Annotated in this window: 18 protein-coding genes and 3 tRNA genes; 11 read left to right on the forward strand and 10 right to left on the reverse strand. The window is 71.1% G+C overall.

The window, feature by feature from the left end; genetic code table 11:
- Nucleotides 1-74 precede the first annotated feature (74 nt).
- Both bldC and DNK56_RS18905 read right to left on the reverse strand, forming a co-directional pair.
- Nucleotides 75-281 (reverse strand): developmental transcriptional regulator BldC, encoded by a 207-nt coding sequence (gene bldC / locus DNK56_RS18900; protein ID WP_020869672.1) that lies wholly within the window; start codon nt 279-281, stop codon nt 75-77.
- A gap of 563 nt (nt 282-844) precedes the next feature.
- The gene (locus DNK56_RS18905) at nt 845-1,690 is read right to left on the reverse strand and encodes a hypothetical protein (RefSeq protein WP_111336336.1); all 846 of its coding nucleotides are present in this window, start codon (nt 1,688-1,690) and stop codon (nt 845-847) included.
- A gap of 179 nt (nt 1,691-1,869) precedes the next feature.
- Between DNK56_RS18905 and DNK56_RS18910 the strand changes: the two genes are divergently transcribed.
- A complete protein-coding gene (locus tag DNK56_RS18910; RefSeq protein ID WP_111336338.1) occupies nt 1,870-2,961 on the forward strand; it encodes a Leu/Phe/Val dehydrogenase in 1,092 nt (363 codons plus the stop codon).
- A 288-nt stretch (nt 2,962-3,249) separates the two neighbouring features.
- Nucleotides 3,250-3,507: a DUF3073 domain-containing protein gene (locus DNK56_RS18915; protein ID WP_073966783.1), complete on the forward strand. Its 258-nt coding sequence runs from the start codon at nt 3,250-3,252 to the stop codon at nt 3,505-3,507.
- A 135-nt stretch (nt 3,508-3,642) separates the two neighbouring features.
- On the opposite strand, the gene purM is transcribed toward DNK56_RS18915, so the two are convergent.
- The 4 genes from purM to DNK56_RS18935 form a co-directional block, all read right to left on the reverse strand.
- A complete protein-coding gene (gene purM / locus DNK56_RS18920; protein WP_111336341.1) occupies nt 3,643-4,716 on the reverse strand; it encodes a phosphoribosylformylglycinamidine cyclo-ligase in 1,074 nt (357 codons plus the stop codon).
- 60 nt (nt 4,717-4,776) lie between these two features.
- Nucleotides 4,777-6,303 carry an amidophosphoribosyltransferase gene (gene purF / locus DNK56_RS18925; RefSeq protein WP_111336344.1) on the reverse strand — a complete coding sequence of 509 codons (1,527 nt, stop codon included), beginning with the start codon at nt 6,301-6,303 and terminating at the stop codon, nt 4,777-4,779.
- A 345-nt stretch (nt 6,304-6,648) separates the two neighbouring features.
- Nucleotides 6,649-7,449 carry a maleylpyruvate isomerase family mycothiol-dependent enzyme gene (locus DNK56_RS18930; RefSeq protein ID WP_111336346.1) on the reverse strand — a complete coding sequence of 267 codons (801 nt, stop codon included), beginning with the start codon at nt 7,447-7,449 and terminating at the stop codon, nt 6,649-6,651.
- Between the two features lie 94 nt (nt 7,450-7,543).
- Nucleotides 7,544-8,182 (reverse strand): TetR/AcrR family transcriptional regulator, encoded by a 639-nt coding sequence (locus DNK56_RS18935; protein ID WP_111336349.1) that lies wholly within the window; start codon nt 8,180-8,182, stop codon nt 7,544-7,546.
- A gap of 123 nt (nt 8,183-8,305) precedes the next feature.
- On the opposite strand from DNK56_RS18935, the gene DNK56_RS18940 reads away from it, so the two are divergent.
- The gene (locus DNK56_RS18940; RefSeq protein WP_111336351.1) at nt 8,306-9,862 is read left to right on the forward strand and encodes an MFS transporter; all 1,557 of its coding nucleotides are present in this window, start codon (nt 8,306-8,308) and stop codon (nt 9,860-9,862) included.
- A 68-nt stretch (nt 9,863-9,930) separates the two neighbouring features.
- Here DNK56_RS18940 and purL read toward each other — a convergent pair whose 3' ends face one another.
- From purL to purS, 3 genes are read right to left on the reverse strand one after another with little or no spacing between them, the layout of a single operon-like run.
- Nucleotides 9,931-12,180 carry a phosphoribosylformylglycinamidine synthase subunit PurL gene (purL, locus tag DNK56_RS18945; protein WP_111336353.1) on the reverse strand — a complete coding sequence of 750 codons (2,250 nt, stop codon included), beginning with the start codon at nt 12,178-12,180 and terminating at the stop codon, nt 9,931-9,933.
- On the reverse strand, nt 12,177-12,857 hold the full coding sequence (gene purQ / locus DNK56_RS18950; protein ID WP_111336356.1) for a phosphoribosylformylglycinamidine synthase subunit PurQ: 681 nt from the start codon (nt 12,855-12,857) through the stop codon (nt 12,177-12,179). Before purQ ends, purL begins: the two co-directional genes overlap by 4 nt.
- Complete coding sequence (gene purS / locus DNK56_RS18955) at nt 12,854-13,114, reverse strand: phosphoribosylformylglycinamidine synthase subunit PurS (protein WP_018521910.1); 261 nt, start codon at nt 13,112-13,114, stop codon at nt 12,854-12,856. The genes purQ and purS overlap by 4 nt, the downstream gene beginning before the upstream one ends.
- Before the next feature lie 386 nt (nt 13,115-13,500).
- Between purS and DNK56_RS18960 the strand changes: the two genes are divergently transcribed.
- The 8 genes from DNK56_RS18960 to DNK56_RS18995 all read left to right on the forward strand — a co-directional run bounded on the left by DNK56_RS18960 (nt 13,501) and on the right by DNK56_RS18995 (nt 18,146).
- Nucleotides 13,501-13,836, forward strand: a complete 336-nt coding sequence (locus DNK56_RS18960; protein ID WP_199564808.1) for a histone-like nucleoid-structuring protein Lsr2 — start codon at nt 13,501-13,503, stop codon at nt 13,834-13,836.
- A gap of 143 nt (nt 13,837-13,979) precedes the next feature.
- Nucleotides 13,980-14,051, forward strand: a tRNA-Gly gene (locus DNK56_RS18965).
- 81 nt (nt 14,052-14,132) lie between these two features.
- Nucleotides 14,133-14,208 (forward strand) — tRNA-Gly (locus DNK56_RS18970).
- 147 nt (nt 14,209-14,355) lie between these two features.
- Nucleotides 14,356-15,300, forward strand: coding sequence for an ABC transporter ATP-binding protein (locus DNK56_RS18975; protein ID WP_111336362.1), 945 nt, complete (start codon nt 14,356-14,358; stop codon nt 15,298-15,300).
- On the forward strand, nt 15,297-16,100 hold the full coding sequence (locus DNK56_RS18980) for an ABC transporter permease (protein ID WP_111336364.1): 804 nt from the start codon (nt 15,297-15,299) through the stop codon (nt 16,098-16,100). Before DNK56_RS18975 ends, DNK56_RS18980 begins: the two co-directional genes overlap by 4 nt.
- 17 nt (nt 16,101-16,117) lie before the next feature.
- The gene (locus tag DNK56_RS18985; protein ID WP_111339392.1) at nt 16,118-17,440 is read left to right on the forward strand and encodes a sensor histidine kinase; all 1,323 of its coding nucleotides are present in this window, start codon (nt 16,118-16,120) and stop codon (nt 17,438-17,440) included.
- Entirely contained in the window at nt 17,437-18,048 is a 612-nt protein-coding gene (locus tag DNK56_RS18990) for a response regulator transcription factor (protein ID WP_111336366.1), read from the forward strand. The genes DNK56_RS18985 and DNK56_RS18990 overlap by 4 nt, the downstream gene beginning before the upstream one ends.
- Nucleotides 18,049-18,070: 22 nt before the next feature.
- Nucleotides 18,071-18,146: transfer RNA gene (locus DNK56_RS18995), tRNA-Gly, on the forward strand.
- Nucleotides 18,147-18,258: 112 nt separating this feature from the next.
- Here DNK56_RS18995 and DNK56_RS19000 read toward each other — a convergent pair.
- Nucleotides 18,259-19,173 (reverse strand): phosphoribosylaminoimidazolesuccinocarboxamide synthase, encoded by a 915-nt coding sequence (locus tag DNK56_RS19000; protein WP_111336368.1) that lies wholly within the window; start codon nt 19,171-19,173, stop codon nt 18,259-18,261.
- Between the last annotated feature and the right edge of the window lie 95 nt (nt 19,174-19,268).

The following is a 19,268-nucleotide window of genomic DNA, read 5'->3' on the forward strand; positions in this document are numbered from 1 at the left end:
CATATGGAGCTATGAGCGGGCAAGCGGGTTGGGGGACCCAAAAGCCCAGGTGTGAAGGGGTGACAGGGGGTTTGTCAGCCCTCGCTGCGCTGCTGCGGAATGCCCGCCAGCAGGGCACGGACCTCCGCCTCGCGGTACCGGCGGTGCCCGCCGAGCGTGCGAATGGACGTGAGCTTGCCCGCCTTCGCCCAACGGGTAACCGTCTTCGGGTCCACGCGGAACATCGTGGCAACCTCAGCCGGGGTCAGCAGCGGCTCGGCATCAGGGGTGCGAGCGGTCATGAGCGGCCTCCTCGGGAGAACCGAACCATCTCGGTTCTTTCCTCTAAATTCTGCACCTTGACCCGCGTTGCCCGAAATGGCGGACGCGGGCCGAGTCGGTTATAGGACGAACGGCTTGTCCTCGGCACTACAACTACACCATCCGTCCAGCCACGTCGGCCAAACCGATGGAATTGCCCTCCCAGGTGTCCATCAGCGACGGAAAGCCGATGGACCATGCCATAGCGGACAGTCACACCACCGTGACGATCAGTCACAGAGCGATCAGGAGTCATCAGACCCCCCATAGCGTGCAATGCTGAGCGATCCGCCCATACATGGACGGATGGAGTCCTCGCCGGACTCCTTGTCCTATTTTGGCACGAGGGGTAGGGAAGGGCGCAAGGGCCCCGTAAGTGCTATCCATCACGGTTGAGACAAAGGCCCGGTTCGGGACGTAGGTCCCGCCACCCCCTGCGTCACAGGGGCCACTTCACCCCCACGGGTCACACCGGGAACAGGTTCACGCCCTCGCGCAGGAGTGATGTCCAGACCGTCCGGTCTCCTTTGGGACGGCTCCGCCCTCAGTTGGCGAACTGACGGTCCCTCACGGCCCGCCAACGCTCCGCGAGCCGCGCGTACGCCTCGGCGGCCCGCTCCGCGTCCCCTGCCCGCAGCGCGGCGATGCCCTCCGCCACGTCGGCCGCGCTCCGGTCGTCGCTCAGCTGCCGCTCCGACAGCGCGTGCACCAGCCCGCCGTAGTCCAGCTCCACCAGCGCGCGCGGGTGGAACTCCTCCAGCCACCGCCCGACGTCGACCAGGCCCGTGGTCAGCGGACCCTCGTCCATCGTCTCCCGCAGCGTCCGCAGCGACCTGGCCAGCCGGCGCCGCGCCTCGACCATCGGCGTCCGGTACCGGAACACCGGCGGCTCCCCGTCCGGCCCGGCCGCCACATGCTCCCGCTCCTCGTCCGCGAACAGCACGAACCAGCGGACCGGGACCTGCCACACCGCCGACCTGATCCACGGCCGGGCGTCCGGATGACGCGCAGCCCACCGCTCGAGGTCCGCCAGCGCCTGGCCGCGCACCACCGGCGGCAGCACCGCGTCCAGCACCGGACCGGGGAACAGCTCCGCCAGCCCGTCCAGCGCCAGCCAGCCCCGCAGCCGGGTCCGCCACGGGCACACGCACACCACGCCGTCCACCTCGGCCACGAACGCGTCGGCGCTCTCGTGCACCGGCACCCCGGCGGGCGGGGTCGCCGCCAAGTCGGCCAGCGAGCGCCGGAGTTCGTCCTGCGCCGTGGGCATCCGGTCGCGGGCCGCGTAACGGGTCCAGTGGGCGCGCTCGGGCTCCGGGAAGGCCGCCAGTGGCTCGTACACCCGGAGGTAGGACGCGTAGGGAACCAGCACCGAAGACACCACCGACATGCGGTGATCGTGTCACGGCCGGGCCCCCCAGGGGGGTGATCCTCGGCACTGGAACAGATCTACGTGGGGGTAGGACTTACGCTCTTGCTCACCGGGCCGTCCCACACGCGGGCGGGCCGGTGGGCCCTCCCCACCTTCAGGAGGGTCGTTCCGCCGCTTCGTACTTGGGAGTCACCACAGTGACCGATGTGACCGGCGCGCCTGTCGATGTCCTGCACACCCTGTTCCACTCGGAACAGGGAGGACACGAACAAGTCGTCCTCTGCCAGGACCGGGCCAGCGGCCTCAAGGCCGTCATCGCCCTCCACTCCACCGCCCTGGGCCCCGCCCTCGGCGGCACCCGCTTCTACCCGTACGCCTCCGAGGCGGACGCCGTCGCCGACGCGCTGAACCTCGCGCGGGGCATGTCGTACAAGAACGCCCTCGCCGGCCTGGAGCACGGTGGCGGCAAGGCCGTCATCATCGGCGACCCGGAGCAGATCAAGAGCGAGGAACTGCTGCTGGCCTACGGCCGGTTCGTGGCCTCGCTCGGCGGCCGCTACGTCACGGCCTGCGACGTCGGCACGTACGTCGCCGACATGGACGTCGTGGCCCGCGAGTGCCGCTGGACCACCGGCCGCTCCCCCGAGAACGGCGGCGCCGGCGACTCCTCGGTGCTCACCTCGTTCGGCGTCTTCCAGGGCATGCGGGCCTCCGCCCAGCACCTCTGGGGCGACCCGACGCTGCGTGGCCGAAAAGTGGGGGTCGCCGGAGTCGGCAAGGTCGGCCACCACCTCGTCGAGCACCTGCTCGCGGACGGCGCCGAGGTCGTGATCACGGATGTGCGCGAGGAGTCCGTGCGCCGGATCACCGAGCGCCACCCCGAGGTCGCCGTGGCGGCCGACACCGACGCGCTCATCCGCACCGAGGGCCTGGACATCTACGCCCCGTGCGCGCTGGGCGGCGCCCTGAACGACGACACGGTGCCGGTGCTCACGGCCAAGGTGGTGTGCGGCGCGGCCAACAACCAGCTCGCGCACCCGGGCGTCGAGAAGGACCTCGCCGACCGCGCCATCCTGTACGCACCCGACTACGTGGTGAACGCGGGCGGGGTCATCCAGGTCGCCGACGAGCTGCACGGCTTCGACTTCGACCGGTGCAAGGCGAAGGCCGCGAAGATCTTCGACACCACACTCGCGATCTTCGCACGTGCGAAGGAAGACGGCATTCCGCCGGCCGCCGCGGCGGACCGGATCGCCGAGCAGCGGATGGCGGAGGCGCGCCGCGGCTGATCCGCGACCCCCGTACGGCCCCGGCCCGCCGACCGGCGAGACAAGACTCACGCCGGTCGGCGGGTCGTCGGCCGATAAGAGGTTAAAATCGCAGTTGACCAGCGAGGACGGCGCGTCTCGCGGGTCCGCTTCCGGGGCGCTTGATGCGGGCGGCGTACCGTATGGCCGCGGAAGCAGGTACCGTTGAAGCACTACAGGCACGGTCTCTCGGCTGAGAGTCCGGTCTGAAACATGAACGCGTGTCAAGACTCTGGGGCCGTCGAGCCCCGTCACCGAGGGGGTCGAGCCATGGGGCGCGGCCGGGCAAAGGCCAAGCAGACAAAGGTCGCCCGCCAGCTGAAATACAGCACCGGCGGGACGGACCTGTCGCGTCTGGCCAGTGAGCTGGGCGCATCGACTTCGAGTCAACCACCGAACGCGGAGCCGTTCGAGGATGACGACGAGGAAGATGACCCGTACGCACAGTACGCGGATCTGTACAACAACGACGAGGACGAGGACGAGAACGACCAGTCCGGTCCGTCGTCCAAGCGCCGCGGCGCTTGACCTCGCGCTGACACATCATCCCGGTCCGGAGCTGCTCCGGACCGGGTTTTGTGCTGTCCCGGTGCCGCGCGGTCCCGGACGGGAGGGTGAAGGCGGCCGGTGACCGGCCGGGCCCGTCGGCCCGGCCGTTCCCGCTCAGCGTGCGTACGAGCCCACCAGCTCGGCGCCGGTCGTGCGGTCGCCGCGCGCGGTGATCTCACCGGCGACCCAGGAGTCGACGCCCCGGTCGGCCAGCGTGGTCAGCGCCGCGTCCACGGAGTCGGCGGGCACGACCGCGATCATGCCGACGCCCATGTTGAGCGTCTTCTCCAGCTCCAGCCGCTCGACCCGGCCGGCCGTGCCGACGAGGTCGAAGACCGCGCCCGGCGTCCAGGTGGAGCGGTCCACCGTGGCGTGCAGGTGGTCCGGGATGACGCGGGCCAGGTTGTTGGCCAGGCCGCCGCCGGTAACGTGGCTGAAGCCGTGCACCTCGGTCGTACGGGTGAGGGCCAGGCAGTCCAGCGAGTAGATCCGGGTGGGCTCCAGGAGCTCCTCGCCCAGGGTCCGGCCGAACTCCTCGACCTGGCGGTCCAGCGTCCAGCCGGCCCGGTCGAAGACCACGTGGCGGACGAGCGAGTACCCGTTGGAGTGAAGCCCGGAGGACGCCATGGCGATCACGACGTCGCCCTCGCGGATGCGGTCGGGGCCCAGCAGGCGGTCGGCCTCGACCACGCCCGTACCGGCTCCGGCGACGTCGAAGTCGTCCGCGGCCAGCAGGCCGGGGTGCTCGGCCGTCTCGCCGCCCACCAGAGCGCAGCCGGCCAGCACACAGCCTTCGGCGATGCCCTTGACGATGGCCGCGACGCGCTCGGGGTGCACCTTGCCGACGCAGATGTAGTCGGTCATGAAGAGCGGCTCGGCGCCGCAGACGACGAGGTCGTCCACGACCATGCCGACGAGGTCGCGGCCGATCGTGTCGTACACGCCCATGCGGCGGGCGAGGTCGACCTTGGTGCCGACGCCGTCCGTGGCGGAGGCGAGGAGCGGGCGCTCGTAGCGCTTGAGCGCCGAGGCGTCGAAGAGGCCCGCGAAGCCGCCGAGGCCGCCGAGGCCCGCGACCTCGGGGCGCTGCGTCTTCCTGACCCACTCCTTCATCAGCTCGACGGCGCGGTCGCCGGCCTCGATGTCGACGCCCGCTGCCGCGTAGGAAGCACCTGTTGTCTCAGACATTGCCTGGGATCTTTCGTGTGGAAATACGGGGCTCGGGGAAGGGCTGCCGGACGGCCCGGGTCACGGACGCCGCAGCGCGTCGGACGCCGCGGTCGCCGCGGGGCCCGCCGCCAGCTCGGTCTCCAGCAGCTGCTTGCCGAGCAGCTCCGGGTCCGGGAGCTCCATCGGGTACTCACCGTCGAAGCAGGCGCGGCACAGGTTCGGCTTGTCGATCGTCGTCGCCTCGATCATGGAGTCGAGCGAGATGTACGCGAGCGAGTCGGCGCCCATCGACGTGCCGATCTCCTCGACGGACATGCCGTTGGCGATCAGCTCGGCGCGGGTCGCGAAGTCGATGCCGAAGAAGCAGGGCCACTTCACGGGCGGCGACGAGATCCGGATGTGGATCTCGGCGGCACCGGCCTCGCGGAGCATCCGGACCAGTGCGCGCTGGGTGTTGCCGCGGACGATGGAGTCGTCCACGACCACCAGGCGCTTGCCCTTGATGACTTCCTTGAGCGGGTTGAGCTTGAGGCGGATGCCCAGCTGGCGGATCGTCTGGGACGGCTGGATGAAGGTCCGGCCGACGTAGGCGTTCTTCACCAGGCCGTTGCCGAACGGAATCCCGCTGGCCTCGGCGTAGCCGATGGCGGCCGGGGTCCCGGATTCCGGGGTCGCTATGACCAGGTCGGCGTCGACGGGCGCCTCGGCGGCCAGCCGCCGGCCCATCTCCACCCGGGAGAGGTAGACGTTGCGGCCCGCGATGTCGGTGTCGGGGCGGGCCAGGTAGACGTACTCGAAGACACAGCCCTTGGGCTTCGCTTCCGCGAATCGCGAAGTGCGCAGACCGTTCTCGTCGATGGCGACCAGCTCGCCGGGCTCGATCTCGCGGACGAAGCTGGCGCCGCAGATGTCGAGGGCGGCGGACTCCGACGCGACGACCCAGCCGCGCTCCAGGCGGCCGAGGACCAGCGGGCGGATGCCCTGCGGGTCGCGGGCGGCGTAGAGCGTGTGCTCGTCCATGAAGACCAGCGAGAAGGCGCCCCGCACCTGGGGAAGCACCTGGGCGGCGGCCTCCTCGACGGTGAGCGGCTTGCCGTCGTCGTCGGTCTGGCCGGCGAGCAGGGCGGTCACCAGGTCGGTGTCGTTGGTCGCGGCGACCTGGGTGGCGCGGCCGTCCTTGCGCGGGAGGTCGGCGACCATCTCCGCGAGCCGGGCCGTGTTGACCAGGTTCCCGTTGTGGCCCAGGGCGATCGAGCCGTGCGCGGTGGCACGGAACGTCGGCTGCGCGTTCTCCCACACCGAGGCACCGGTGGTGGAGTAGCGGGCATGACCGACCGCGATATGGCCCTGGAGCGATCCCAGGGAGGTTTCGTCGAAGACCTGCGAGACCAGTCCCATGTCCTTGAAGACCAGGATCTGGGACCCGTTGCTCACTGCGATGCCCGCGGACTCCTGTCCACGGTGCTGCAGGGCATACAGTCCGAAATAGGTGAGCTTGGCGACCTCTTCGCCCGGAGCCCAGACACCGAAGACGCCGCAAGCGTCCTGGGGGCCCTTCTCTCCGGGGAGCAGGTCGTGGTTGAGTCGTCCATCACCACGAGGCACGCCACCGAGTGTAGGGGAGATCGACCACTGGTCCGAATTGGGGATGCCGCGCCGGACCGCCGGGAAGGCCCCTCCGGAACACGGTTCCACCCCCTCCCCCGCGGTCACGCGCAGTGACCACAACCCGTCCCTGATCTACGCGCGGCAACCGCCGCAGGGCAGGCGACACCCGGATCACCGGCCACCGGGCGACCGTTTCCGGCCACCGTACGCATCGGTCTCCGGCCCGCTTCGTGGCACTGAGTGAAGCGGTCGGCGGGCGCCGGACGGGAACGGGGCGAACGGTCTTTTCGTGGCGAGCCTCACACCGCGGCCGCCCGGAATGCGGCATCTGGGTGGCGCCGGTCAGCCCATCAGGGGCAGCAGTTCCGACAGGTCGGCGCGCTCGCCGCTGGCGGAGACCTTCGCCGCTTCGACCTCGCGTGCCCATTCCGTACGCCCGGTGGCCAGCCGAATCCAGGTGAGCGGGTCGGTCTCGACGACGTTGGGCGGGGTGCCGCGCGTGTGGCGCGGGCCCTGGACGCACTGCACCACGGCGTACGGCGGCACCCTGACCTCCACCGATCCGCCGGGCGCCCGCTCGGCCAGCGCGTCCGCGAGGAGCCGGCTGCACGCGGCGAGCGCCTGCCGGTCGTACGGGACGGAGAGCCCGGTCGCCGCGTTGAGGTCGTCGGTGTGGACGACCAGCTCCACGGTGCGGGTGACCAGGAAGTCGCCGAGGCGCATGGCCCCGACGCGGGTGGCCAGCAGGCGGTCGTCGGAGGCGCCCGGGACCGCGGCCTCGAACCGGGCGGCGACCTCCGCGTACAGCGCGTCCAGGTCGGGATGGGCGGCGGCCCGCGCGGCGGTGTCGTCCGCGACGGCCGGGGCACGGGAGGCCGTGGTGAACGGCCACTCCAGGAGGGACACCTCGGGTTTGGCCAGGGCCGGGGCGGGAAGCTCCAGCGTCCGGCTGACATGGTCCGGGGCCATCGTGAGGTGGACGGCCAGCTCGCGGACCGTCCAGCCGCCGAGGCCGCTCGGCGCGGCGAGCTGCTCCGGGGTCAGGGTGCGCACGGCATCCCGTACGTGCGTGAACTGGGCGAGGACCGCGGCGCGGGTCCTGGCCGGGTCGTAGCGACGGGCTCGCTTCTGCGAAGGCGGCATGCGGGGAGCCTACGTCGCGGCACCGACACGCCGGCCGGGCGGCGGCGCGACGTTCCCGCTCTCCGTCAGGTCGGGCCGGCGGCCCGCTCCCCCGTCAGCCCCGGGTCGCGTAGTCGCCGAGGCCCTTCTCCAGCAGGTCGAAGGCCCGGTGGGCCAGGACGACCGCGTCGGCGGCGACCGCGGCGGACGGTTCGCCGGCCAGCAGGCGCCTGCGGTTCTCGGTGAGCAGCGCGTTGCGGGTGCCGAGCAGCTGGGAGGCGACGATGCGCGCCATGGCCGGGTCCTCGCCCTCCTCGATCAGCGCCTCGGTGAGCCGGTCCTGGGTGCGCACGAAGAAGGAGTGGGCGCGGGCGAGCAGCGCGGGCGTCTCCATGATCAGCCGCACGATGCCGAGCGCCACCGGGGAGTCGCCCATGCCCACCGAGGGGTCGTGGCGCTCGACGGCCTCGATGAACTGCCGGCGCAGCGCCGCGACCGCCGACTCGCCGGGAGCCCGCTCCCGTACGACCCGGGCGGCGTCGTCCGCGTGCTCCTCCAGCGGCGAGAAGACCAGGTCTTCCTTGCAGTCGAAGTAGTTGAAGACGGTCATCTTCGATACGTCGGCGGCGTCGGCGATCTCCGCGACGGAGACATGGTCGAACCCGCGCTCGGAGAACAGCTTCGTGGCGGCCGCCAGCAGGCGGCGCCGGGTCTCGATCTTCTTGCGCTCGCGCAGGCCCATGCCCTCGGTCATGGCCTCACTGTACCAGGATGAAGATTTATCCGAGATAAAAACTTGACTCAGTACATAAATACCCGCGACAGTGGGAGCACCACGGTGGTGCGCCTCGGCACCGCCCAGGGAGGGGGCCATGCCATGTCCGCGACCACGACCGCCGCCGCACCGGCGCGGGAGGCGACCGCAGAACGACCGAACGCCGAACGACCGACCGCCGAACGACCGACCGCCCGCCGCGGATCGAGGGTCGCCGTGGCGCTCTGCGTCGTCACGATCCTGCTGGCGGTGCTGGACTCGAACATCGTGTCCTCGGCCACCGTGCCGATCGTCCGCGACCTCGACCCCGTGCACGGCGTGGACCGGATTCCCTGGCTGATCGCCGCCTACCAGCTCGCCGCGACCGCCGCGCTGCCGCTGTACGGCAAGCTCTGCGACTCGCTCGGCTCCAAGAAGGTCTTCCTCGGGGCGCTCGCCACCTTCCTGACCGGGTCGGCGCTGTGCGGGATGGCCCAGTCCATGAGCGAGCTGATCGCCGCACGCGCCTTCCAGGGCGCCGGGGGCGGCGGGCTGATGAGCGTCACCATGGTCGTCCTGCGCCAGATCTCCGCCGCCGGAGCGAAGAAGGAGGGCACGGGCGGAGGGACGGGGGGCGACAAGAAGGGCAACATCGGCGGGATCATCGCCGGCGCGGGCATGGCGCTCGGCCCCTGGCTCGGCGGCGCCCTCGCCGACCACGCGGGCTGGCGCTGGATCTTCTACGTCAACCTGCCGGTCGGCATCGCCGTCCTCGTCGCCGCCGCCCTCGTGGTCGAGCTGCCCGCCCGCACGACGCGCCACCGCATCGACTTCCTCGGCGCCGCCCTCGCCGCCGCCTTCTCCACCGCGCTGCTCCTGGTCACCGAGTGGGGCGGCGAGGAGTACGCCTGGACCTCGCCCACCATCACCGCGCTCGCCGTCGCCGCCGCCGTCGCGCTCGGACTGTTCCTGTGGCGCCAGGCCACGGCCGCCGAACCGATCCTGCCGCTCTCGCTCTTCGCGCTGCGGCCCCTGCGCTACGGCTTCGCGATCCAGGGGCTCGTCGGCGTCGCGATGATGGGCTCGATCGTCTACGTGATGATCTACCTCCAGGTCGTCCGGGGGGTCGCCGCGACCTCCGCCGGACTCTTCCTGGTCCCGATGGCGATCGGCATGACCGTCGTCGGCCTCGTGTCCGGCAAACTGGTGGCGGCCGGCTGGTCGCAGAAGACCTTCGTCGTCAGCGGCACCGTCTCCGCCGCGGCCGCCCTCGCCCTGCTGGCCACACTCGACACGGACACCGGCCTGTGGACGGTGCGCGGCGCGCTGCTGCTCATGGGCATCGGCTTCGGCCAGCTCATCGGCCAGCTGATCGAACTCGTCCAGGACACCGCCCCGCCCGGCCGGCTGGGCGTCGCCACCACCGGAGTCCGCTTCTTCCAGACCCTCGGCACCGCGCTCGGCGCCTCCCTCTTCGGAGCCGTCCTCAGCAGGGTGTACGCCTCCCGGGGCCCCGGCGGCACCACCAGCGACATCGCCGGGCTCACCGGCCGGGCCCGCCAGGAGGCGCTGGACGCCTTCGTCTCCTCCACCGACGCGGTCTTCGCCTGCGCCACCGGGGCCATGGTCCTCGCCCTGATCCTGGCGACCCGGCTGCCCGGACCCCGTACGACGACCTGACCGCCGCAGCGCGAAACCCCCCGACCGGACGAGCCGGTCGGGGGGTTTCGGTACGAGCGGTGCGGGAACTACGCCAGCAGCGCCGGGATCGTCTCCTCGTGCGCCGTACGCAGCTCGCTCAGCGGGATGCTGAACTCGCCCTGGACGTCGATCTCCTCGCCGTCCACGACACCGATGCGGGTCACGGGCAGACCGCGCGCCCCGCACATGTCGTTGAACCGCAGCTCCTCGCTGCGCGGCACCGAGACGACCGCGCGGCCCGCGGACTCGGAGAACAGCAGCGTGAACGCGTCGAGGCCGTCCGGCACGACCAGCCGGGCACCCTTCCCGCCGCGCAGGCAGGACTCGGTGACCGCCTGGATGAGGCCGCCGTCCGACAGGTCGTGCGCCGCGTCGATCATGCCGTCGCGGGAGGCCGAGATCAGGATCTCGGCGAGCAGCTTCTCGCGGCCCAGGTCCACCTTGGGCGGCATGCCGCCGAGGTGGCCGTGGACGATCTCGGACCAGGCCGAACCGCCGAACTCCTCGTGCGTGTCGCCCAGCAGGTAGAGGAGCTGGCCCTCCTGCGCGAAGGCGACCGGCGTACGCCGCGTGACGTCGTCGATCACACCGAGCACGGCCACGACCGGCGTCGGGTGGATCGCCGTGTCACCGGTCTGGTTGTACAGCGAGACGTTGCCGCCGGTGACCGGGGTGCCCAGCTCCAGGCAGCCGTCCGCGAGACCGCGGGTGGCCTCGGCGAACTGCCACATGACGTCCGGGTCCTCGGGCGAACCGAAGTTCAGGCAGTCCGAGATCGCGAGCGGCTTCGCGCCGGTGGCGGCGACGTTGCGGTACGACTCGGCGAGCGCGAGCTGCGCCCCGGTGTACGGGTCGAGCTTGGCGTACCGGCCGTTGCCGTCGGTCGCCATGGCCACACCGAGGTTGGACTCCTCGTCGATGCGGACCATGCCGGCGTCCTCCGGCATCGCGAGGACGGTGTTGCCCTGCACGAACCGGTCGTACTGGTCCGTGATCCAGGACTTCGACGCCTGGTTCGGCGACGAGACCAGCTTGAGGACCTGCTCGCGCAGCTCGGCGCCGTTCGCCGGGCGGGCCAGCTTGCCGGCGTCGTCGGCCTGCAGCGCGTCCTGCCAGGACGGGCGGGCGAACGGGCGGTGGTAGGTCGGGCCCTCGTGGGCGACGGACCGCGGCGGCACGTCCACGATCTGCTCGCCGTGCCAGAAGATCTCCAGGTGGGAGCCCTCGGTCACCTCACCGATGACGGTGGCGATGACGTCCCACTTCTCGCAGATCTCCAGGAAGCGGTCCACGTGCTGCGGCTCGACGATGGCGCACATGCGCTCCTGCGACTCGCTCATGAGGATTTCCTCGGGCGAGAGGGAGGAGTCGCGCAGCGGCACGGTGTCCAGCTCGACGCGCATGCCGCCGGAGCCCGCGGAGGCCAGCTCGGACGTGGCGCAGGAGAGCCCGGCGCCGCCGAGGTCCTGGATGCCCGCGACGAGCTTCTCCTTGAAGATCTCCAGGGTGCACTCGATGAGGAGCTTCTCCTGGAACGGGTCGCCGACCTGGACGGCGGGGCGCTTGGCGGGGCCGGTCGACTCGAAGGTCTCCGAGGCGAGCACGGAGACGCCGCCGATGCCGTCGCCGCCGGTGCGGGCGCCGTACAGGATGACCTTGTTGCCCGGCCCGGAGGCCTTCGCGAGGTGGATGTCCTCGTGCTTCATCACGCCGATGCAGCCGGCGTTGACGAGCGGGTTGCCCTGGTAGCAGGCGTCGAAGACGACCTCGCCGCCGATGTTCGGCAGGCCGAGGCAGTTGCCGTACCCGCCGATGCCCGCGACGACGCCCGGCAGGACGCGCTTGGTGTCGGGGTGGTCGGCGGCGCCGAAGCGCAGCGGGTCCACGACGGCGACCGGGCGGGCGCCCATGGCGAGGATGTCGCGGACGATGCCGCCCACGCCGGTGGCCGCGCCCTGGTAGGGCTCGATGTACGAGGGGTGGTTGTGCGACTCCACCTTGAAGGTGACCGCGTACCCCTGGCCGACGTCGACCACACCGGCGTTCTCACCGATGCCGACGAGCATGGCGTCGTTGGCGGGGACCTTCTCGCCGAACTGCTTGAGGTGGACCTTGCTGCTCTTGTAGGAGCAGTGCTCGGACCACATCACGGAGTACATGGCGAGCTCGGCGCCGGTGGGGCGGCGGCCCAGGATCTCGCGGATGCGCGCGTACTCGTCCTCCTTGAGGCCGAGTTCCTTCCAGGGCTGCTCGGTGTCCGGGGTTTCGGCCGCGTGCTCGACCGTGTCCAGGCTCATGCGTTGACCAGCTTCTTGATGATCGAGGTGAAGAAACCGAGACCGTCGGTGCGACCGGTGCCGATCAGCGGCTCCACCGCGTGCTCCGGGTGCGGCATCAGACCGACGACGTTGCCCGCGGCGTTGGTGACGCCCGCGATGTCGCGGAGCGAGCCGTTGGGGTTGCGGCCCACGTACCGGAAGGCGACGCGGCCCTCCGCCTCCAGCTCGTCGAGCGTGCGCTCGTCGGCGGTGTAGCGGCCGTCCATGTTCTTGAGCGGGACGGAGATCTCCTGGCCCTCGGCGTAGTCCGAGGTCCAGGCGGTGCCCGCGTTCTCGACGCGCAGCGTCTGATCGCGGCAGACGAAGTGCAGGTGGTTGTTGCGCAGCATCGCGCCGGGCAGCAGGTGCGCCTCGGTGAGGATCTGGAAGCCGTTGCAGATGCCGAGGACGGGCAGGCCCGCCTTCGCCTGCTCGATCAGTGTCTCCATGACCGGCGAGAACCGGGAGATGGCTCCGGCGCGCAGATAGTCGCCGTACGAGAATCCGCCGGCCAGGATCACCGCGTCGACCTGGTGCAGGTCCTTGTCGCGGTGCCACAGCGATACGGGTTCGGCGCCCGCGACCCGTACGGCCCGCAGGGCGTCCTGGTCGTCGAGCGTGCCCGGAAAGGTGACGACTCCGATACGAGCGGTCACTTCGACTCCTCGGCGTTCTCCACCTTCACGGTGAAGTCCTCGATCACGGTGTTGGCGAGGAAGGTCTCCGCCATCTCGTGAATACGGGCGAGGGCGGCGTCATCGACCGGCCCCTCGACCTCCAGCTCGAAACGCTTTCCCTGACGTACGTCCGCGATTCCCTCGAAGCCGAGACGGGGCAGTGCGCGCTGCACCGCCTGTCCCTGCGGGTCGAGGATCTCGGGCTTGAGCATGACGTCGACTACGACGCGTGCCACTGGCACTCCCGGTGTGGTGGTGTGGTGCGGCTGTTTCTCCGGAGGGGGTACCCCGGACCCCCGCGGGTCCTCTCAGCGTACCTGGCCGGAAATTCTACGCGGGTAGATATCAAACGGGACAGATCACACTCAGATTTCGAACGATCACCGGACGGCGGAAAAGCCGCGAAACAAATGCTCAAGGGCCACCCGCATAGCACCCGGACACGCGCAGGTAATTGGGCGGGCTTCACAATGCGGTCCCTCCCGCTGTACAAATGATTACCGGGGAATGCAGCATTGCCCCGGAGCGCCGACAACAGTCGGCCCGCATCCGCGCTCACAGCCGGAAGGCCGGCATCGGCGCATGCCAGACGCGTCGATGCCGTAGGAAAGGACCGATATCCGTGGCGCAGCGCGTAGTGGTCACACTCTCCGACGACATCGACGGGGGAGCGGCGGCGGAAACGGTCGGCTTCGCCCTGGACGGGAAGTCGTACGAGATCGACCTCAATCAGTCCAACGCAAAGAAACTGCGCGACGCCCTGGCCCCGTACATGGCGGCCGGTCGCAAGCAGACAAATACCGGCAAGAGCGGCAAGGCGCCCGTTCCGTACCGGCACACCGCGCTGGCACCCGACCCGGCGGCGGTGCGCGCCTGGGCGCGCTCGCACCGGATGGACGTGCCGGCCCGGGGGCGCATCCCCAAGAGCGTCTACGAGGCGTTCCGGGAAGCGAGTTAACTCCTCGACAGGTTCGGCCGGCCCCGGCGGGGGCCTCGCCGGGGACCTGCGGGGGAGCCGACTTGCGCAACACCCCCGCAGGTCGGCTAGAGTCTGGAGCACGCCGAGGGGCAAGGCCGAAAAGGCCGAACCCCACGCAGCGTGCGGGTGTAGTTCAGTAGCAGAACATCCCCCTTCCAGGGGGAAGGCGCAGTGTGCAATTCCTGTCACCCGCTCTGCGTCACTCCTGCAGGACCACTCCGGTGGATCAGGTAGGGTAGTGATCGCTCCACCGGTGAAAGCCGAGTGGCGGCAATGCGGACGTAGCTCAGTTGGTAGAGCGCAACCTTGCCAAGGTTGAGGTCGCCAGTTCGAACCTGGTCGTCCGCTCCAGTGAAGAAGGCCCCGGTCATTTCGACCGGGGCCTTCTTCGTGCATTCATGCACACGGCCCCCGCGCGCCGTCGGCCATGACATTTGTCATGCGGGGTGGTGACAGCCCGCACTGCCCCCGGCCTTCCGGCCGGGGGAATGTGGAGTCATGACCAGCGACGACATGGCCCGTGAGTGCGTGATCCAGGCGGAGGACGTCCGCCGCCGCTACGACGGCGGCTTCGAGGCCGTGAGCGGCGTCTCGTTCTCGGTGGCGCGTGGCGAACTGTTCGCCCTGCTCGGGACGAACGGCGCCGGCAAGACCTCCACCGTCGAGCTGCTGGAGGGCCTGGACCGCCCCGACGGCGGCCGGGTCCAGGTCCTCGGTCACGACCCGTACGGCGAGCGCGCGGCGGTCCGCCCCCGCATCGGCGTGATGCTCCAGGAGGGCGGCTTCCCCTCGGAACTGACGGCCGCCGAGACGGTACGGATGTGGGCGGGCTGCACCAGCGGCTCCCGGCCGACCGCGGAGGCCCTGGAGCTGGTCGGCCTCGGCCACCGCGGCCGGGTCCGGGTCAAGCAGCTCTCGGGCGGTGAGCGGCGGCGGCTGGACCTGGCGCTGGCCCTGCTCGGCCGGCCCGAGGTGCTCTTCCTGGACGAGCCGACGACCGGCCTGGACGCCGAGGGCCGCCGCGACACCTGGGCGCTGGTCCGCCGGCTCCAGGAGGAGGGCACCACGGTCCTGCTCACCACGCACTACCTGGAGGAGGCGGAGGCCCTCGCGGACCGGCTCGCGATCATGCACCGGGGCCGGATCGTCACGGCGGGTACCCCCGCCGAGGTGACGGCCGCCCGCCCCGCCCGCATCCGCTTCGAGCTGCCCGACGACGTACCGGCCGCGCGGCTGCCCCTGGACCTCCACGCCGCCGCCGAGGGCCGCCGGGTGGAGATCCGCACGTTCCGCCTCCAGGACTCCCTCGCCGAACTGCTGCGCTGGGCCGCCGAATCGGACGTCGTGCTGCACAAGCTCGACGCGCGCGCGGCCTCGCTCGAAGAGGCGTTCCTCGACATCGCGAAGTCCGCCGCCGAAACCGAAGAGGTACCCGTTCCATGACCACCGCGACCACCCCTGCGGCCGACACCGCCGCCCGCACCACGGCCCTCGGCCGGCTGACCGCCCTCGGGCGCGCCGAGCTGACGCTGCTCAGCCGGAACAGGACGGCGATCTTCGTCGCGCTGTTCGTGCCGGTGACCATGATCCTGGCCATGAGGTCGGCCTTCGAGAACATCGACCTGGACGGCACCGGCCTGTCCATGGCCGGGGCCGCGCTCATGGGCGGCGTCGGCATGGTGCTCATCCAGGCCGTCTACATGAACATGGTCGCCGCCTACGTCGCCCGGCGCGAGGAACTGGTCATGAAGCGGCTGCGCACCGGAGAGGTCAGGGACGGGGAGATCCTCGCCGGGACGGCCCTGCCCTCCGCCGCCCTCGCGCTGGCGCAGAGCGCGGTGATCGTCGCCGCCGGCACGTTCTTCTTCGACCTCGGCGCCCCCGACCGCCCGGAACTGCTGCTGGGCGGGGTGCTGTTGGGCCTGGTGCTGCTGACGGCCCTGGCCGGGGTCACCTCGGTGGTCACCCGCACGGTGCAGACGGCCCAGCTGACGACCCTGCCGCTGTTCCTGATCTCGATGATGGGCTCGGGCGTCTTCGTCCCGCTGGACGTCTTCCCGGACCGGCTCGCGGCGTTCTGCGAATTCCTGCCCGTGACCGGCGTGATGACCCTGATCCGGGCCGGCTGGTTCGGCGTCCCCGAGGGCACCGATCTGCTGGGCGCCGCGCTGACCGGACTGGCCTGGACGGCACTGGCGGTGTTTGCTGTGCAGCGATGGTTCCGCTGGGACCCGCGACGCTGAGAGGGAGGCGGGGCGTGATCCGCGTACAGGGCTGGCGCCGCAGCTGGCAGGAACGCAACAAAATGGAGCGGATCGACCTCTACTCGCGGTTCACCATCTCCGCGTTGCCCTGGTTCTTCGCCCTGGCCTGGCAGGGGGTGCCCTTCCACTCGGACATCCGCCACGAACCGCTCCCGCTGGCCCTGGGGGTGGCGCTGCTCCTGGCGAGCCTGGCGCAGTGCCTGCTGAGCAACCGCAACCTCCCCGCCTCCTACGAGCACTACCTCGGCGTCTCCGTCTTCCCGGTGCGGCGCCTGCTCGCCCCGGTGGCGCTTCTGCTGCTGGCCATCGGGCTGCTGGCGGCGCTGGCCGGGGTGGACGGGGTGAACGGCGCCGGGCTGCTGCTCATGGCGCTGAACGCCCCGATGGCCCTCGTGATCACCCGGGTGCTGCTGGTACCGGTCCGCCGCTTCCTGATCGAGTCGCTCGGCCTCACCGCCCTGATCACCGGGGCCCTCGCCGCGGCCGGGGTGCGGGACGGCACGCTGGCCGCCGTGGTGCCGTGCAGCCTCTTCGGCTGTGTGCTGGTGCTGATCTCGGTGCGGCCCAGCGCCTGGAGCATGAGCGTGATGTGGCAGGCGGAGGAGGCGCGGGACGTGCAGGCCAGGCTCGCCGTCGCCGAGGAACGGCTGCGGTTCGGCCGGGACATGCACGACGTGCTGGGCCGCAACCTCGCGGTGATCGCCCTCAAGAGCGAACTCGCGGTGGAGCTGGCGCAGCGCGGCCGGCCGGAGGCGGTGGACCAGATGGTCGAGGTGCAGCGGATAGCGCGGGCCTCCCAGCAGGAGGTGCGCGATGTGGTGCGCGGCTACCGCGAGGCCGACCTCACCACCGAACTGGCCGGTGCCAAGGGCGTGCTGAACGCGGCCGGCATCGAGTGCACGGTGACCGGCGACGGCGGGGAGCGGCTGCCCGCGCCCGTCCAGTCGGCGCTCGGCTGGGTGGTCCGGGAGGCGGCGACCAATGTGCTGCGCCACGGCGACCCGCGCGCGTGCGTGATCCGGGTGACCACGACGACGGACGCCGCGGTGCTCCGGGTGGAGAACGACGGGGCGGCGGCCGCCGCCGCTCCCGCGTCGGGCACCCCCGGCTCCGGGCTGGCCGGCCTCCGGGAACGGCTCGGCGCGCTGGACGGCACGCTGGAGGCGGGGCTCGCGAAGAACGGCCGCTTCCATCTGACCGCCAGCATCCCGCTGACCAAGGCGGAGGGCTGCCGCAAGCGGGGAATGCCGCCGGGGACCACGGTGGCCCCCGGCGTGATCGTGGGGCCGGGACGCGGCCTGCTGGAAGGAAGACGATGACCGCGGTACGGGTGCTGCTCGCCGACGACGAGCATCTGATCCGGGGCGCGCTGGCCGCCCTCCTCGCGATGGAGGAGGACCTGGTGGTGGTCGCGGAGGCGGCGACGGGGCCGGAGGCGCTGGCCATGGCCCGGGCGCACCGGCCGGACGTGGCGGTGCTGGACCTGGAGATGCCGGAGGCGGACGGTGTGAGCGTGGCCACATCGCTGCGGGCCGAACTCCCGGACTGCCGCACGATGATCGTGACCAGCCACGGCCGGCCCGGCCATCTCAAGCGGGCCCTCGCGGCGGGTGTGCGGGCCTTCGTCCCGAAGACCGTCAGCGCCCGCCAGCTGGCCGGCATCATCCGCACCGTGCACGCCGGAAACCGCTATGTGGACCCGGAGTTGGCGGCGGACGCCATCGCCGCCGGGGACTCGCCGCTGACCGTGCGCGAGACCGAGGTGCTGGAGCTGGCGGCCGACGGGGCGCCGGTCGCGGAGATCGCCGAACGGGCCTCGCTGTCGCAGGGGACCGTACGCAACTACCTGTCCGCGGCGGCCACGAAGCTCGGGGCCGAGAACCGTCATGCGGCGGTGCGTCTCGCACGGCAGCGGGGTTGGGTATAGTAGGTCTCGCGCTTCGGCGCTTGCGGACGTAGCTCAGTTGGTAGAGCGCAACCTTGCCAAGGTTGAGGTCGCCAGTTCGAACCTGGTCGTCCGCTCCAGTGAAGAAGGCCCCGGTCATTTCGACCGGGGCCTTCTTCGTGTCCGTACATCCCCGGCGGGAGTCCTCGCCGGCCGGGGCCCGGTCCGGGTCCGGCCGGCGAGGTGTCGCTCCTACTGCCAGGGGGTGCCGGTGAGCAGCTCGTACGCCTCCACGTACTTGGCGCGCGTCGCGTCCACGACCTCCTGGGGCAGGGCCGGGGGCGGCTGCTCGCTCCTGCGGTCCCAGCCGGAGGCCGGCGAGGTCAGCCAGTCGCGGACGAACTGCTTGTCGTAGGACGGCTGGGCGTGGCCCGGCTCCCAGGAGGCGGCCGGCCAGAAGCGGGAGGAGTCCGGGGTCAGGACCTCGTCGGCGAGGGTCAGTTGCTCGCCGACGTCCGCGGTGGGCGCGTAGCCGAACTCGAACTTGGTGTCCGCGAGGATGATCCCGCGCTCGCGCGCGATGTCGCGGGCCCTGCCGTACACGTCCAGGGTGGTCCGGCGCAGCGCGGCGGCGGTCTCCGTGCCGACCTGGCGGACCACCTCCTCGTAGCTCACGTTCTCGTCGTGGTCACCGACGGCGGCCTTGGTGGCGGGCGTGAAGATCGCGCCCGGCAGCTCGGAGCCGTCCACCAGGCCGTCCGGCAGGCCGATGCCGCAGACGGTGCGCGAGGCGTCGTACTCCAGCAGGCCGGAGCCCGTGAGGTAGCCGCGGGCGACGCACTCGACCGGGACCATCCGCAGCGACGTACAGATCATCGTGCGCCCGGCCCAGTCCTCGGGCGCCCCGGCGGGCACCTCGGTGGACAGCACATGGTTGGGCACCAGGTCGGCGAGCTGGTCGAACCACCACATCGACAGCCGGGTCAGGACGCGGCCCTTGTCCGGGATCTCGGTCGGCAGCACCCAGTCGTACGCGGAGATCCGGTCACTGGCGACCATGACGAGGTCACCGGCCTCGTTCCGGTACAGGTCGCGTACCTTGCCGGTGTGCAGGTGGGTGAGTCCCGGTACCTGCACGGGCTCGGGCTTTTCTACGAATCCGGACACGCTGCCTCCGCGTAGGTTGATCCAGGAACGGTTCCGATTCTCCCGTATCCGGGAACGCCCGGCTGCGGAGGGGTGCCGACCGGGTGGCCCGGCGA

It is taken from the genome of Streptomyces sp. AC1-42W, assembly GCF_003248355.1.
Lineage (GTDB): Bacteria > Actinomycetota > Actinomycetes > Streptomycetales > Streptomycetaceae > Streptomyces.

What these genes read in the sequence shown, in the direction of transcription:
- bldC (WP_020869672.1), bottom strand. Translation starts at nt 281, where the DNA reads ATGACCGCTCGCACCCCTGATGCCGAGCCGCTGCTGACCCCGGCTGAG.
- DNK56_RS18905 (WP_111336336.1), bottom strand. Translation starts at nt 1,690, where the DNA reads ATGTCGGTGGTGTCTTCGGTGCTGGTTCCCTACGCGTCCTACCTCCGG.
- DNK56_RS18915 (WP_073966783.1), top strand. Translation starts at nt 3,250, where the DNA reads ATGGGGCGCGGCCGGGCAAAGGCCAAGCAGACAAAGGTCGCCCGCCAG.
- purM (WP_111336341.1), bottom strand. Translation starts at nt 4,716, where the DNA reads ATGTCTGAGACAACAGGTGCTTCCTACGCGGCAGCGGGCGTCGACATC.
- DNK56_RS18930 (WP_111336346.1), bottom strand. Translation starts at nt 7,449, where the DNA reads ATGCCGCCTTCGCAGAAGCGAGCCCGTCGCTACGACCCGGCCAGGACC.
- DNK56_RS18935 (WP_111336349.1), bottom strand. Translation starts at nt 8,182, where the DNA reads ATGACCGAGGGCATGGGCCTGCGCGAGCGCAAGAAGATCGAGACCCGG.
- DNK56_RS18940 (WP_111336351.1), top strand. Translation starts at nt 8,306, where the DNA reads ATGTCCGCGACCACGACCGCCGCCGCACCGGCGCGGGAGGCGACCGCA.
- purL (WP_111336353.1), bottom strand. Translation starts at nt 12,180, where the DNA reads ATGAGCCTGGACACGGTCGAGCACGCGGCCGAAACCCCGGACACCGAG.
- DNK56_RS18975 (WP_111336362.1), top strand. Translation starts at nt 14,356, where the DNA reads ATGACCAGCGACGACATGGCCCGTGAGTGCGTGATCCAGGCGGAGGAC.
- DNK56_RS18980 (WP_111336364.1), top strand. Translation starts at nt 15,297, where the DNA reads ATGACCACCGCGACCACCCCTGCGGCCGACACCGCCGCCCGCACCACG.
- DNK56_RS18990 (WP_111336366.1), top strand. Translation starts at nt 17,437, where the DNA reads ATGACCGCGGTACGGGTGCTGCTCGCCGACGACGAGCATCTGATCCGG.